11 protein-coding genes are annotated in these 14045 nt (G+C 58.8%); 8 read left to right on the top strand and 3 right to left on the bottom strand.

Annotation, left to right across the window (positions count from 1 at the left end):
- Positions 1 to 21: 21 nt before the first annotated feature.
- Genes ACR0AZ_RS04350 through ACR0AZ_RS04360 form a run of 3 tightly spaced genes read left to right on the top strand, consistent with a single transcriptional unit; the run spans position 22 to position 3445 of the window.
- Positions 22 to 765, top strand: coding sequence for an RNA methyltransferase (locus ACR0AZ_RS04350; RefSeq protein WP_480657495.1), 744 nt, complete (start codon positions 22 to 24; stop codon positions 763 to 765).
- A 60-nt stretch (positions 766 to 825) separates the two neighbouring features.
- On the top strand, positions 826 to 1971 hold the full coding sequence (ctaA, locus tag ACR0AZ_RS04355) for a heme A synthase (RefSeq protein WP_480666851.1): 1146 nt from the start codon (positions 826 to 828) through the stop codon (positions 1969 to 1971).
- A 4-nt stretch (positions 1972 to 1975) separates the two neighbouring features.
- Entirely contained in the window at positions 1976 to 3445 is a 1470-nt protein-coding gene (locus ACR0AZ_RS04360) for a carboxypeptidase M32 (protein WP_480469674.1), read from the top strand.
- 28 nt (positions 3446 to 3473) lie between these two features.
- On the opposite strand, the gene trhA is transcribed toward ACR0AZ_RS04360, so the two are convergent.
- Positions 3474 to 4142: a PAQR family membrane homeostasis protein TrhA gene (gene trhA, locus ACR0AZ_RS04365; RefSeq protein ID WP_480657498.1), complete on the bottom strand. Its 669-nt coding sequence runs from the start codon at positions 4140 to 4142 to the stop codon at positions 3474 to 3476.
- Between the two features lie 126 nt (positions 4143 to 4268).
- Positions 4269 to 6992: a DNA gyrase subunit A gene (gene gyrA, locus ACR0AZ_RS04370; RefSeq protein ID WP_480666852.1), complete on the bottom strand. Its 2724-nt coding sequence runs from the start codon at positions 6990 to 6992 to the stop codon at positions 4269 to 4271.
- A gap of 194 nt (positions 6993 to 7186) precedes the next feature.
- Between gyrA and ACR0AZ_RS04375 the strand changes: the two genes are divergently transcribed.
- Positions 7187 to 7456 (top strand): usg protein, encoded by a 270-nt coding sequence (locus ACR0AZ_RS04375; RefSeq protein ID WP_480469677.1) that lies wholly within the window; start codon positions 7187 to 7189, stop codon positions 7454 to 7456.
- A 3-nt stretch (positions 7457 to 7459) separates the two neighbouring features.
- Here the strand turns inward: ACR0AZ_RS04375 and ACR0AZ_RS04380 are convergent, their stop codons facing one another.
- Entirely contained in the window at positions 7460 to 8413 is a 954-nt protein-coding gene (locus ACR0AZ_RS04380) for a radical SAM protein (RefSeq protein ID WP_480469678.1), read from the bottom strand.
- A 163-nt stretch (positions 8414 to 8576) separates the two neighbouring features.
- Here ACR0AZ_RS04380 and zwf point away from each other — a divergent pair, with 163 nt between their 5' ends.
- From zwf to ACR0AZ_RS04400, 4 genes are all read left to right on the top strand, one after another.
- The gene (zwf, locus tag ACR0AZ_RS04385; RefSeq protein WP_480469679.1) at positions 8577 to 10031 is read left to right on the top strand and encodes a glucose-6-phosphate dehydrogenase; all 1455 of its coding nucleotides are present in this window, start codon (positions 8577 to 8579) and stop codon (positions 10029 to 10031) included.
- Positions 10028 to 10699: a 6-phosphogluconolactonase gene (gene pgl / locus ACR0AZ_RS04390; RefSeq protein WP_480469680.1), complete on the top strand. Its 672-nt coding sequence runs from the start codon at positions 10028 to 10030 to the stop codon at positions 10697 to 10699. The genes zwf and pgl overlap by 4 nt, the downstream gene beginning before the upstream one ends.
- A 5-nt stretch (positions 10700 to 10704) precedes the next feature.
- On the top strand, positions 10705 to 12315 hold the full coding sequence (pgi, locus tag ACR0AZ_RS04395) for a glucose-6-phosphate isomerase (protein WP_480469681.1): 1611 nt from the start codon (positions 10705 to 10707) through the stop codon (positions 12313 to 12315).
- 106 nt (positions 12316 to 12421) lie between these two features.
- On the top strand, positions 12422 to 14041 hold the full coding sequence (locus tag ACR0AZ_RS04400) for a long-chain-fatty-acid--CoA ligase (RefSeq protein ID WP_480657503.1): 1620 nt from the start codon (positions 12422 to 12424) through the stop codon (positions 14039 to 14041).
- Positions 14042 to 14045 lie beyond the last annotated feature (4 nt).

Below are 14045 nucleotides of genomic sequence, written 5' to 3' on the forward strand. Positions count from 1 at the left end.
CGGAGTTTTTCGGAGTGAGCCATGCCCAGCGATACATCCCAGCCTTCCTTCGTTCTGGTGCGCCCGCAGATGGGTGAAAACATCGGTGCCGCCGCGCGGGCGATGTGGAACTTTGGGCTGGACCGGATGCGGATCGTGGCGCCGCGGGACGGGTGGCCCAATCCCAAGGCTGTGGCGATGTCCAGCGGGGCTGGACGGCTGCTGGACGAGGCGCAGCTGTTCGATGATCTGGCGGGCGCGCTGGCGGACACCACCTTTGTCTTTGCCACAACAGCGCGGCAGCGCGGGTTGACCAAGCCCGTCTATAGCCCGGAGCGTGCAATGCAGCTCGCAGCTGAGAAAGTGGCGGCGGGCGAAAAGGTGGCTGTGCTGTTTGGCCCGGAACGTGCAGGGCTTGAAAACGAAGATATTGCCAAGGCCAACGCGATCATCTCGGTCCCTGTGAATCCGGAATATGCCTCGTTGAACCTTGGGCAATGCGTGCTGCTGACCGCCTATGAATGGATGCGCCAGACCGGGGATGTCGTGCATGAGGCAACTGATCTGGGCAAGGGCGACTGGGCCACGGGTATCGAGGTCGAAAAACTGGTCGAGCATTACGAGGACCGGTTGGAAGAGGCCGGGTTCTTCTATCCACCCGAAAAGGCGGAGGGCATGAAGGTCAATCTGCGCAATCTGTGGTCGCGGATGCGGATGACACGTGCGGATGTGCAGATGCTGCACGGGATCATGCGGCAGATGGTCCGCTGGAAGGACAAAGGCTGAGGCTGGACCTCGGCTGCCGGTGGCCCTAGCTTGCGATGAAATTCAGGACATGAGGACAGCATGAGCGGTAAGCGCAGCATCTTCGAGGAAGTCTCGGACACCGAAAAGCAACAGGCAGTTCAACCCGGTATGATCGATCGGGGCCGCGGTGGCGCGCGCAATGCAATCCGCGCCTGGCTGATGATCCTGTTTGCTCTGGTGGTGGTGATGATTGCGGTGGGCGGGCTGACGCGCCTGACCGATAGCGGTCTCTCGATCACCGAATGGCGGCCTATCACCGGGGCCATCCCGCCGATGAATGAGGCCGACTGGCAATCCGAGTTTGATAAGTACAAAGAAATCGACCAGTGGCGCATTCAGAACCAGTGGATGGAACTGGATGATTTCAAAACCATCTATTGGTGGGAATGGGGCCATCGCCAACTGGGCCGCGTGATTGGACTCGTCTGGGCCATCGGGTTCTTTGGCTTTCTTGTGGCGCGCAAAATCCCGACGGGATGGACCGGCAAGCTGCTGATCCCCGGCGCTCTGGGCGGCGTTCAGGGGGCTGTTGGCTGGTGGATGGTTGCCTCGGGCGTCACGCAAGGTGAAGGCATGACCGCCGTTGCCAGCTATCGTCTGGCGACGCATCTGGGGTTGGCCTTCGTGATCCTCGGTTTCCTTGCCTGGTACATCTTTGAACTTGGCCGGGAAGAGCGTGACCTGATGCAGGCCCGACGCGCGAAAGAGACCAAACTTTTCTCTCTGTCGACCGGTCTGCTGCACTTCACCTTTTTGCAAATCCTCATCGGTGCCTTGGTGGCAGGGATCGACGCCGGGCGGTCCTACACCGACTGGCCTCTGATTGGTGGGCAACTGCTGCCGCCTGATGCGGCGATGCTTGAGCCGATGTGGCGCAACTTCTTCGAAAGCCCCGGTCTGGTGCAGTTCATTCATCGTTGCGTGGGCTATCTGCTGCTCATCTTCGCCTTTGTCGTCTGGCGGCGTGGGCAGACCAGCGCCCATCCACAAACCCGGTTCGCATTCAACGCGGCCTTTGCGGCGCTCTCGCTACAGGTGGTTGTGGGCATCGTGACTGTCGTTTACGCAGCCCCGTGGCAGATCGCCATTTTCCACCAGTTCATGGCCGTGGTTGTCTGGACCTTGATCCTGCGCGCGCGGTTCCTGACAGCTTACCCCATCGCAACCTCTCTGCGCGGAGAATGATTTCATGACAGCATTCAATGATCTGATGGCCTTTCAGCGCGAAACCTCGGCCCTGGGCCAGATTGCCGGACGGCTGGGTTGGGATCAGGAAACGGTGATGCCGCGCGGAGCGGCTGTGCAGCGGGCCGAGGAGATGGCAGCGATTGAGGCTGTTCTGCATGCCCGCCGTTCCGACCCGCGTGTTGCGGACTGGCTGGAGCAGGCTGCGCCTCAGGACGAGGTTGGCAAGGCGCAGCTGCGTGAAATCCGGCGCGCCTATGACCGGGCGGTAAAGGTGCCCGCTGATCTGGCCACGGCGATTGCCCGGGTAACCTCGGCGGCGCAGGGTAAATGGGCGCAGGCGCGTGCGGACGAAGACGTTTCGGCTTTCCTTCCGGTATTGGAAGAGGTTGTTTCCCTGAAACGCCAGGAAGGCGAAGCGTTGGCACAAGGCAGCGATATCTATGACGCGATGGTCGAGGATTATGAACCCTATACGACCGGAGCCCAGATTGCCGCGATCTTTGACGAAATGCGCCCGCGTCTGGTTGCCCTACGCGCCGCTGTCCTGGATCGTCCCGAGCCTGCTGCACTGACGGGCCGTTTTGATGAACTCACTCAGATGCGTCTATCACAAAAGCTGGCCGTGGCCTTTGGGTATGATCTGAACAATGGACGCGTAGACAAGGCCGTGCACCCGTTCAGCTCGGGCAGCGGTCTGGATGTGCGCATCACCACCCGGACCAGTGAAACCGACCCGTTCAACTGCTTCTATTCCACGATTCATGAAGTCGGGCACGCAGCTTATGAACAGGGGATCGACCGCAACTATCTGCTGACCCCACTGGGCCGGGGTGTCTCGATGGGCGTGCATGAGAGCCAAAGCCGTATCTATGAGAACCAGTTGGGCCGGTCTCGTGCCTTCACCGGTTGGCTGTTCAAGCAGATGACCGACGCGTTTGGTGACTTTGGCGTCGCGGACGCGGATGCGTTCTATGCCACGGTGAATCGGGTCCATAACGGGTATATCCGGACCGAAGCCGATGAGGTTCAATACAACCTTCACATCATGCTGCGCTTTGATCTGGAACGCGCCCTGATGGCCGGCGACTTGCAGGTGAGCGACCTTGAGGCTGCTTGGAATGATCGTTTCAAAGCGGATTTCGGGTATGCGGTGGATAAGCCCTCGAACGGGTGTTTGCAGGATGTGCATTGGTCGGTTGGCTTGTTTGGCTATTTCCCGACCTATTCGCTGGGCAACGTCTATGCGGGATGCCTGTATCATGCGCTGCGCACGGCAATTCCCAAACTTGAGGGGCAGTTGGCGGCTGGCGATACATCCGAGGCCACCGGCTGGCTTCGAGAGCAGGTTCAGCAACACGGAGGGCTTTACGCGCCCCGCGAAATCATCCAGCGCGCCAGTGGCGTGGAACCGGGACCAGAGCCGCTGTTGGCCTATCTGGAGCAGAAGTTTGGGGCGTTGTATGGGCTTTGAAGCCCGCTCGGCATGATCGGGTTCGACCTTAGATGGGCCCAGACGGTACCATTTCGATACGCAGGGCGACGGCGGCAAAGAACAGGCCGCTACCAGTCAAGACGAACACATGCCATATGGTGTTGTGATAGGGCAGCCAGTCCAAAAGGTAGAAAACCACGCCTGCGGTGTAGATCAGACCCCCGGCAATCATAAGCGTCAAGGTGCCCGGCGAAAGCTCGGCCAGCATGGACTGCCCGGCCCAGACTGCGGCCCACCCCATCAGCAGATAAAGCGCCAGTCCGAACCAGCGGAAGCGGCTGGGGTCGATCATCTTCAGGACCGACCCGAGCGTCGCCGAAGACCACAGGCCCAGCAACAGCCCCGGTGGTTGTGAGGCTGAAAGCAATAGAAACGGTGTATAGGTGCCAGCAATTTTCACATAGATGCCGGAATGATCGAGACGGCGCAGAAACTCTGCCCATTCATCATGTTCGATCATGTTGTAAAGCGCCGAGAAGGTCAGCATCAGAACCAGCGTGATACCATAGATCGAAGCCCCCAGGACCGCCGCCGGGTCGGACCGATAAAAGACTGTCATGATGATCAGCATCGGAGCCGCGATCAGCGCCGAGGACACGCCCAGCACATGAATGACACCATCGCTTATGCGTTCAGCGCGGCTGTAGGCAGGGCGGATATGGGCGAAAGACCACATAATAAAAGGCTAGGGCTGCGGTGGGTCTCGGGCAAGTCCGCCAACGGGGCCGTTGGCATGAACGTGACCCAGAATAACAAAAACGCCCGCAAAACGGGCGCTTTGTTACACTTCTGTAGTGCTTTGTTATTCTTCGCTTTCTTCATCACCCTGATCGGCTATCCAGGCGACGCTAACAACTTCTTCACCTTTGCCGGTGTTGAAGACCCGCACACCGCCCGCGCTGCGAGACCGGAATGAGATGCCTTCGACCGGCACACGGATCGACTGGCCTTTGGACGTTGCCAGCATGATCTGGTCATCAATCTCAACTGGGAAAGACGCAACCAGTTCGCCGCCCCGCATTGCCTTGTCCATCGCCGCGACACCCATGCCGCCGCGTCCGCGGACGGGGTAATCATGGCTTGAGCTCAGCTTGCCTGCGCCACCGGTCGTGATGGTCAGGATCAGGTTTTCGGCCGCCGACATTTCGGCATAGCGTTCCTGCGTGATGGTGCCGGGGGTCGCTTCATCCTCATCGGTCTCACCATCATCGGCGATACCCGCTACGGCACGGCGCATTTTCAGATACGCGGCGCGTTCATCCGGCCCGGCCTCGAAGTGGCGGATGACAGACATGGAAACGACATGGTCGCCATTGGTCAGCTTGATGCCACGAACACCGGTGGATTCGCGCGAGTTGAAGACACGCACATCGGTGGTCCGGAAGCGGATCGCGCGGCCGGAATTGGTGACTAGCATCACGTCTTCGTCTTCCGAACAGATGCGGGCGTTCACCAGTTCCACGCCCTCGGGCAGCTTCATTGCGATCTTGCCATTGCGGCGAACGTTGGTGAAGTCCGACAAGCGGTTGCGGCGCACGTCGCCCGCGCTGGTGGCGAAGACGATCTGCAGGTTTTCCCATTCTTCATCCGGCACATCGACCGGCATGATCGCCGCGATGGAAACACCTGTGGGGATCGGCAGGATGTTGACGATAGCCTTGCCTTTGCCGGTGCGTCCCGATTGCGGCAGGCGCCAAGTCTTGAGCTTGTAGACCATGCCATCGGTGGTGAAGAACAGCAGTTGAGTATGCGTGTTCGCCACGAAGAGGTTGGTGACAACATCCTCTTCCTTGGTCTGCATCCCCGACAAGCCCTTGCCGCCACGCTTCTGCGCACGGAAATCGGCCAGTGGCGTGCGCTTGATGTAACCGCCCGAGGTGACGGTCACGACCATATCCTCGCGCTCGATCAGGTCCTCGTCTTCCATGTCGCCGGACCAGTCGACAATCTCGGTACGGCGGTCGACGGCGAATTTCTCGCGGACGTCGCGCAGCTCATCGGCGATGATGCCCATGATGCGCTCGCGCGAGGACAGAATATCCAGGTATTCCTTGATCTTGGCGGCCAGTTCTTCCAGCTCGTCGGTGACCTCTTTGACACCCAGTTGGGTCAGGCGCTGCAGGCGCAGGTCAAGGATGGCGCGGGCCTGAACCTCGGTCAGGTTATAGGTGCCATCGTCGTTCATCTTGGACAAAGGATCGTCGATCAGACGCAAATAGCCCTCGATCTCGGATGCAGGCCAGCGGCGGGTCATCAGTTTCTCGCGCGCCTCTGCGGCGTCTGCCGACGAGCGGATCGTGGCGACCACTTCGTCCACGTTCGACACGGCCACGGCCAGACCACACAGGATATGGCTGCGTTCACGCGCTTTGCGCAGGTCGTAGGCGGTACGACGGGCAACGACATCCTCGCGGAAGTCGATGAACGACGTCAGGAACCGGCGCAGGGTCAGCTGCTCGGGACGGCCGCCGTTCAGGGCCAGCATGTTGCAACCGAACGATGTCTGCATCGGCGAGAAGCGGAAGAGCTGGTTCAGCACGACCTCGGGCGTTGCATCGCGTTTTAGTTCGACCACCACGCGCACGCCATTGCGGTCGGATTCGTCCTGTACATGCGCCACGCCTTCGATGCGTTTCTCGCGCACCGCTTCGGCGATCTTCTCGATCATCGAAGCCTTGTTTACCTGATACGGGATCTCATCCACGACAATGGCGTAGCGATCCTTGCGCAGTTCTTCGACCCGCGTCTTAGCACGGATGATGACGCTGCCACGGCCCTCCAGATAGGCTTTGCGTGCGCCAGAACGGCCCAGCATCACGCCGCCGGTGGGGAAGTCGGGGCCGGGGACGTATTCGATCAATTGTTCCGAGGTCAAATCCGGATCGTCGATCAGCGCAAGCGTGGCGTCGACCACTTCACCCAGATTGTGCGGCGGGATGTTCGTGGCCATACCCACAGCGATACCACCGGCGCCATTGACCAGCATGTTCGGGAAACGCGCGGGCAGGACGGTCGGTTCCTTGTCCTTGCCGTCGTAGTTGTCCTGAAAATCAACCGTCTCTTTTTCGATATCGGCCAGCAGCGCGGCGGCAGGCTTGTCCATCCGCACTTCGGTGTAACGCATTGCCGCCGGATTATCGCCATCCATCGAGCCAAAGTTGCCCTGACCGTCCAGCAGCGGCAGCGACATCGAGAAATCCTGCGCCATCCGCACCAGCGCGTCATAGATGGCTGAGTCACCATGCGGGTGGTATTTACCCATCACATCGCCAACCGGGCGGGCCGATTTGCGATACGCTTTGTCATGCGTATTCCCGGTCTCGTGCATGGCATAGAGAATCCGCCGGTGAACCGGTTTCAGGCCATCGCGCAGATCGGGGATCGCGCGGGACACGATGACCGACATGGCATAGTCCAGATAGGACGTGCGCATCTCGGATTCGATGGAGACCGTCGGGCCGTCATAGACTGGGCGCTCGGGCGGGGTTTCATCCATGTTTTCTGGGGTTTCTGGCGTATCGCTCACGTAGGCTGCCCGTGTCTTGTTCTTGATCTATATCTTGTGGATGCACCTTATCAGACCCGGCATATAAGGTGCAAGCAAGCTGATGATTTAGCAAAAAAATACCGCGGTAACACGAGGGTAACATATTGTTATATAAGTATTAGGAGGGTTCCGTGTTACCCTGAGAAGACCTTTTAACAAATTTGGAGGTCTGAATGGCGCAAAGCGAAACCGAATTGATGCTCAAGGGGTACGGGCTGACGACGGCGGAGTTCTTTTATCACATGCCCGATTATATTCATGTTCTGAATACCTTTATCTGGCAGGATTACGACCTTGCTCCTGATCATCCGAAACTCTTTAAATTCGTAGAATTCTGGCAAAAAGAGATCGAAGGACCGTTGCATTCGGTCCGGTTCACCCATCGTAAGATGATCGCCCCGGGGGAGTGGCGCAATATGGTGGGTGAATTCCGGGTGAATTAACCCTCAGGCTGAACAGCTTGCCCCGCCTAACACGCAGAATTTGGCGCAGTGGGGGTGGTTCAGATGAACGTTGGATTCCGCCTCGGCCAGGGTTGCACCCATTTCGAATTCAGGCGCATAGGGCAGCAGCGTGCAGGCCAAAACAGCGGGACGTTCGGCACCTTTGCGCTTTATCACCATTCGAGAGCTGGCGCACATCACCGCATCAGGCGATTTGTTCAGAATGCCCCAGCAGGCCGTGGTGATCTCGGGCACTTCCACAGTTTCATCCATCTCGGGGAACAGGACGGTCTGAGCAGGGTTCTGGGCGTCGACGTCAAACCCATGCTTTGCAAAAAACGCGGTATAGCCTGCGCGGCTTTCGGCGTCGGTATCACCCCAGAGCGTGCGACCAGCGATAGCCATCTTGAACCCATTGTCGCGCAACCACTCCATTCCCGCGACCGTTTTGTCAAAACTGCCTGCGCCACGTTCCTCATCATGAAGTTCAGGCCGATAATGATCGACCGAAATCCGCAGGGTAAGCTTATCGCCGTAGGTTTGCTGCAAATCCAACAACCCCTCACGCGTTTTGCGGCGCATCATCGGCAACATCGCATTGGTCAGGATCAGCACCTCGTATCCACGCTCCAGCGCCGTACGGGTCATGTCGATCATCTCGGGGTTCATAAAGGGTTCGCCGCCAGTAAATCCGATCTCGCGGATCGGCCATTTACGCTCTTCGATCTGATCCAGATAGTCGCGCACCTCGTCAGCGGTGATGTAAACCAGGGCGTCATTCGTGGGGCTACTGGCAATGTAGCAGTTCACACATTCGATATTGCACAGGGTTCCAGTATTGAACCACAACGTCTCGGGGTTGGTCAGGGTGACCGAGGCGCGTGTCTGGCCGTCTGCTGTCACCTTTTTGTTTTGAAATTTGCCGATATTGGCAGCCTGCGGGACGTTGTCTTTCATTCCGGTATCCGGTTCAGTGCGCTTGCCTGCCTGACCTAACCAATCAGGTGGGTTTCGTTAAGTGGGACAACCTGTCATTGACGGAGTTTTGATGGCAGCGATTTATTGCTTTATGATTGCGCTAACATTGGACATGGCCCAAGCGGCAAGGTAAGGAAAACGCATGGTTTCTCGTGTCATACCTGTCGACCCGTTCGATCTGGTCATTTTCGGCGCAACTGGCGATCTGGCGCAGCGCAAGATCGTTCCAGCGTTGTTTCGACGCTATTGCGCTGGTCAATGGCCTCAGGACACTCAGATTATTGGAGCTGCCCGGGGTGGGCTGGACGCCGGGGCGTTTCGGGCGATGGTCTCCGAATCGCTCCATCGGCATGCGCCGGATCAGGTTCGGGATGCCGAAGCGCTGCAGGGGTTTCTGCAGCGTGTCGATTATGTTTCGCTGGATGCCTTGTCGGATGAGGGTTGGGCGAGGCTTGCCGGAAAGTTGCAGCCGCAACGCGTACGGGCCTTCTATTTCTCGGTTGGGCCACGCCTGTTTGGGCCACTGGCCGAGCAGATCAAAGCGCATGACCTTTTGACCGAGCAGGCGCGGATCGTGGTTGAAAAACCGTTCGGACATGATCTGGAAAGCGCCCGAGCGTTGAACGCAACGCTCGCGGCGCATTTTGATGAGAGCCAGATCTATCGGATCGATCATTATCTGGGCAAAGAGACGGTGCAGAACCTGATGGCCGTCCGTTTCGGCAATATGCTGTTCGAGCCGCTCTGGAACAGCCAATACGTCGACCACATTCAGATCACAGTTGCTGAAACTGTCGGCATTGACGGGCGTGAGGATTATTATGAGCGTGCGGGTGCGATGCGCGACATGATGCAGAACCACCTGATGCAGCTTCTATGCCTCATCGCGATGGAGCCACCGGCGAAATTCGACCCCGATGCGGTGCGTGATGAAAAGCTGAAGGTGATCCGGGCGCTGGATCCGGTTGAGCCGCACCACATCGTGCGCGGTCAATTCGTCGACGGTGCAGCGGGCCAAGGTTATCGTGACGTTGTAGGAAACCCGCGCTCCACAACTGAAAGCTATGTGGCTTTGCGCGCCCATATCAGCAATTGGCGGTGGGCGGGAACTCCGTTCTATCTGCGTACGGGCAAAGAATTGGTGGCACGGTCTTCGGTCATCAATGTGATGTTCAAGGACGCGCCGCATTCGATCTTCGGGGAAGAGGCGGGGCGCCATGCAAATGCGCTGTCGATCCGGCTGCAGCCCAATGAAGGCATTACGCTGAAGGTGACGATCAAGGAACCCGGGCAGGGCGGTATGCGTCTGGTCGACGTGCCGCTGGACATGAGTTTTGCCGAGGCGCTGGGACCCGAAAGCCAGAATCCACCTGATGCCTATGAACGGCTGGTGATGGATGTTATTCGCGGCAACCAGACCCTGTTCATGCGCGGTGATGAGGTCGAGGCCGCCTGGGCCTGGACCGACCCGATCATCGCTGGCTGGGAAGCACGGGGCGATGTGCCCAAACCTTATGAAAGTGGCAGCACCGGCCCCGGCGACGCCGAATTGCTGATGAAACGAGATGGTCGCCGCTGGCAGGGGATAAACCCATGAATATCAAAGAATATGCCGACCGTGACATGCTGGCGATAGATGTCGCCAATGATCTCGCCGGAGACTTGGAATCCGCCTTGCTGCACCATGACATGGTCTCGCTTGCGGTTCCCGGCGGGACGACACCAGGGCCGGTGTTCGACGTCCTCTGCGCCGCCGATCTGGAATGGGATCGGGTGCGGGTTCTGCCCACTGATGAGCGCTGTGTTGCGGGGGATAGCGAACGCTCAAACGAGCGTCTGATCCGAGAGCGTTTGCTGACCAGCCGCGCCTCGGTTGCGCAATATGTGCCACTCTATGTTGAAGGCCACGAACCTGAGGAAGTTTTACCCGAGATTGAGAGCTTGATTAACCCAGTGCTGCCGCTGTCAGTGCTGGTGCTTGGGATGGGTGAGGATATGCACACCGCCTCGCTTTTTCCGGGGATGGACGGGTTGGCGGCCGCGCTGGACAGCCATGCGCCAACGCTTGCGGTGGCACGCACCGATGTGCAGCCAGAACCGCGCATTACCCTGACTGCGCCGGTTCTGGAGGGGGCGCTTTCGAAACATCTGATCATTTTCGGTACCGCCAAACGTGATGCGCTTGAGCGGGCTATGACGTTGCCGCCCGAAGACGCTCCGATCGCGGCAGTGCTGAGTGGTATGACGGTTCATTGGGCGGAGTAGACGCGATGCAGTTGGATAGCCTCAAGACCTATGTCGCGGTGACCCAGGGCCGACGTATCGAGGATCTGTTCGCTGACGATCCAACGCGCGCACAGGGGTTCTCGGCCTCGACCGGTGATCTGCTGTTTGATTACTCGAAAACACAGATTGATGAGAGTATCCGGTCGGGTTTGATTGATTTGTGCGATCAGGCGGGGCTGGCCGAACGCCGCGAGGCCATGTTCACAGGCCAGAAGATCAACGAGACCGAAGACCGTGCGGTGCTGCATACGGCGCTGCGCAACCTTGATGGCGACCCGGTTGAGGTTGATGGGCAGGATGTGATGCCAGATGTGCTCAGCACCCTGCAGCGGATGCGTATCTTCGCCGAGGAAGTGCGCGGCGGCGCGATCCAAGGGGCGGGGGGCAGCTTTACCGATGTAGTGAGTATCGGCATCGGCGGCTCGGATCTGGGACCGGTCATGGCGACCCATGCGCTGTCGCCATATCACGATGGGCCACGGCTGCATTATGTGTCGAACGTGGATGGCGCGCATATTGCCGATACTTTACGTCCGCTTGATCCGAAGCGCACGCTGGTCATCGTGGCTACGAAAACGTTCACCACGATCGAGACCATGACCAATGCACGTACCGCACGGGCGTGGATGGTGGACGGGGGTGGGGACCTGTCTCAGCAATTCGCGGCTGTCTCGAGCGCTGTGGACAGAACGGCCGCATTCGGCATCCCCGAAGAGCACGTGTTCGGGTTCGCCGGCTGGGTCGGCGGGCGCTATTCCGTTTGGGGGCCGGTGGGACTGCCAGTGATGATCGCCGTTGGATCAAACGCGTTTGATGCGTTTCTGCGGGGCGGGCAGGCGATGGATCTGCATTTTCGCTCGGCAGAATGGGTCGAGAATATGCCGGTGATGTTGGCCCTGGTCGGTATCTGGCATCGTCAGGTGCTGGGGCATGCCAGCCGCGCGGTGCTGCCCTATGATCAACGCCTGCTGCGCCTTCCTGCCTATTTCCAGCAGCTTGAGATGGAATCGAATGGTAAATCCGTCGCCATGGATGGCAGCGATCTGACAATACCATCCGGCCCAGTGGTCTGGGGTGAGCCCGGCACCAACGGGCAGCACGCGTTCTATCAGCTGATCCATCAGGGCACCGATGTGATCCCCTGCGAGTTCATGGTGGCTGCCGAGGGGCATGAACCCGAATTGGCGCATCATCACCGGTTGTTGCTGGCCAATTGTCTGGCCCAGTCCGAGGCTTTGATGCGGGGGCGCTCGTTAGAGAAAGCCCGGTCACGTATGGCGGAAAAAGGTCTGACCGGAGACGAGTTGGAGCGTCAGGCAAGGCACCGCGTATTCTCGGGCAATCGCCCTTCGACCACGTTGATTTACCCACAATTGACACCTTTTGTGCTGGGCCAGATCATCGCGCTCTACGAACATCGTGTGTTTGTCGAAGGGGTATTGCTGGGCATAAACTCTTTCGATCAATGGGGCGTTGAGCTGGGCAAGGAACTGGCGACTTCTCTGGGTCCTATTGTCGATGGAGAGAGTGGCACCGAGGGCAAGGACGGTTCGACCGCCGCTCTGGTCGAATACGCTTTACGCCATCGCAGTTGACGCCGCGCCCGGTCGCACTCTCTTATTGTCAGACAATTGAATTCTTGGCAGGGTTGCTGCCAAGAGACTAAGGCGCGGCCAAGCGCTGACGATGGGAGGAATGTCCATGCTGGGACAGATGATGACGCAGCCTTTGCTGATTTCGTCGCTGATTGATCACGCCGAACGCTATCACGGCCAGACCGAGATTATCTCGGTCGAAACCGACGGAACCGTAACCGAGACCAACTGGGCGGGCATTGCGCAGAATGCGCGACGGATGGCCTCGGCGCTTGTGAAGCTGGGGCTGCAGCCGCAGGATCGCGTGGGTACACTGGCTTGGAACAACCGCCGCCACCTAGAGATCTACTATGCCGTATCCGGTGCCGGCTTCGTCTGCCACACGATCAATCCGCGCCTGTTTCCGGAACAGCTGACTTATATCATTAACCATGCGCAGGACCGGGTCCTGTTTTTTGATGCAACCTTCCTGCCGTTGGTATCTGCTCTGCAAGAACATCTGACCGAGGTGCAGCATTTCGTTCTGATGGGCGCGCGCGATGAGGCCGCGCTGTCTCAGGTGCCGGGGCTGGTTTTCTATGATGAGCTGATAGAAACCGGGGATGCGGATTTTGCGTGGCCCAGCTTTGACGAAAATACTGCCTCCAGCCTGTGCTACACGTCGGGTACGACAGGTAATCCCAAGGGGGTTCTCTATTCGCACCGGTCCACATTGCTGCATAGCTTTGCGTCAAATACGCGCGATGTGATCGGCTATTCTGCCATGGATGTGGTGATGCCGGTGGTGCCGATGTTCCACGTCAATGCCTGGGGGTCCCCTTACGCCAGCGCGATGTCTGGCTCGCGCATGGTGATGCCAGGGCCTGATCTGCATGGCGAAGCGCTGGTCAACCTGATCGACACCTTCGGAGTGACACTGGCGATGGGCGTGCCGACCATCTGGCAGGGCCTGCTGGCCCACGCCGCGAAATGTGGAACGAAGCTGGAAAGTCTCAATCGCACTGTGATCGGTGGTGCCGCATGTCCACCCTCGATGATCGAAACCTTCCGCGAGACCTATGGCGTAGACACCGTTCACGCCTGGGGGATGAGTGAAATGAGCCCTCTGGGCACCACAAACTATCCCATGGCCAAACATCTGGAGATGCCCATCGAAGCGCAGCACAAGTTGCGTGAGAATCAGGGCCGCCCACCCTTTGGGGTAGAACTGAAGATCGTCGACGATGACGGCAATGATCTTCCTCATGACGGTGAAACTCAGGGTGATCTGATGGTGCGCGGTCACTGGGTGCTGGATAGTTACTTCCACATGCAGGATGAAGCCCTGCTGCAGGATGGCTGGTTCGCGACGGGCGATGTGGCGACGCTGGATCCGGACGGATACATGACGATCCGCGACCGGTCGAAGGACATCATCAAATCAGGCGGCGAATGGATTAGCTCTGTCGAGTTGGAGAATATCGCCGTCGCGCACCCTCAGCTGGCAACTGCTGCCGTCGTAGGCGTGCCGCATCCGAAATGGGATGAACGTCCGCTGTTGGTGGCCGTGAAGGCCGAAGGCGAAGAGCCGACCGAGCAGGATTTATTAGCATTCTTTGACGGTAAAATCGCCAAATGGCAGGTGCCGGACAAGGTTGTGTTTGTCGACGCTTTGCCCCTGAACGCGACCGGAAAGGTCCTGAAACGCACATTGCGTGCGGATTTCAGCGATGCGCTGATAGGGTAAGTGC

The sequence above is a fragment of the Ruegeria sp. BE3 genome (assembly GCF_056538865.1).

Excerpts from the sequence above, each read along its gene's own strand:
- ACR0AZ_RS04400 (WP_480657503.1), top strand. The coding sequence starts at position 12,422 with ATGCTGGGACAGATGATGACGCAGCCTTTGCTGATTTCGTCGCTGATT.
- trhA (WP_480657498.1), bottom strand. The coding sequence starts at position 4,142 with ATGTGGTCTTTCGCCCATATCCGCCCTGCCTACAGCCGCGCTGAACGC.
- ACR0AZ_RS04360 (WP_480469674.1), top strand. The coding sequence starts at position 1,976 with ATGACAGCATTCAATGATCTGATGGCCTTTCAGCGCGAAACCTCGGCC.
- zwf (WP_480469679.1), top strand. The coding sequence starts at position 8,577 with ATGGTTTCTCGTGTCATACCTGTCGACCCGTTCGATCTGGTCATTTTC.
- ACR0AZ_RS04380 (WP_480469678.1), bottom strand. The coding sequence starts at position 8,413 with ATGAAAGACAACGTCCCGCAGGCTGCCAATATCGGCAAATTTCAAAAC.
- ACR0AZ_RS04350 (WP_480657495.1), top strand. The coding sequence starts at position 22 with ATGCCCAGCGATACATCCCAGCCTTCCTTCGTTCTGGTGCGCCCGCAG.
- pgi (WP_480469681.1), top strand. The coding sequence starts at position 10,705 with ATGCAGTTGGATAGCCTCAAGACCTATGTCGCGGTGACCCAGGGCCGA.
- ACR0AZ_RS04375 (WP_480469677.1), top strand. The coding sequence starts at position 7,187 with ATGGCGCAAAGCGAAACCGAATTGATGCTCAAGGGGTACGGGCTGACG.
- pgl (WP_480469680.1), top strand. The coding sequence starts at position 10,028 with ATGAATATCAAAGAATATGCCGACCGTGACATGCTGGCGATAGATGTC.
- ctaA (WP_480666851.1), top strand. The coding sequence starts at position 826 with ATGAGCGGTAAGCGCAGCATCTTCGAGGAAGTCTCGGACACCGAAAAG.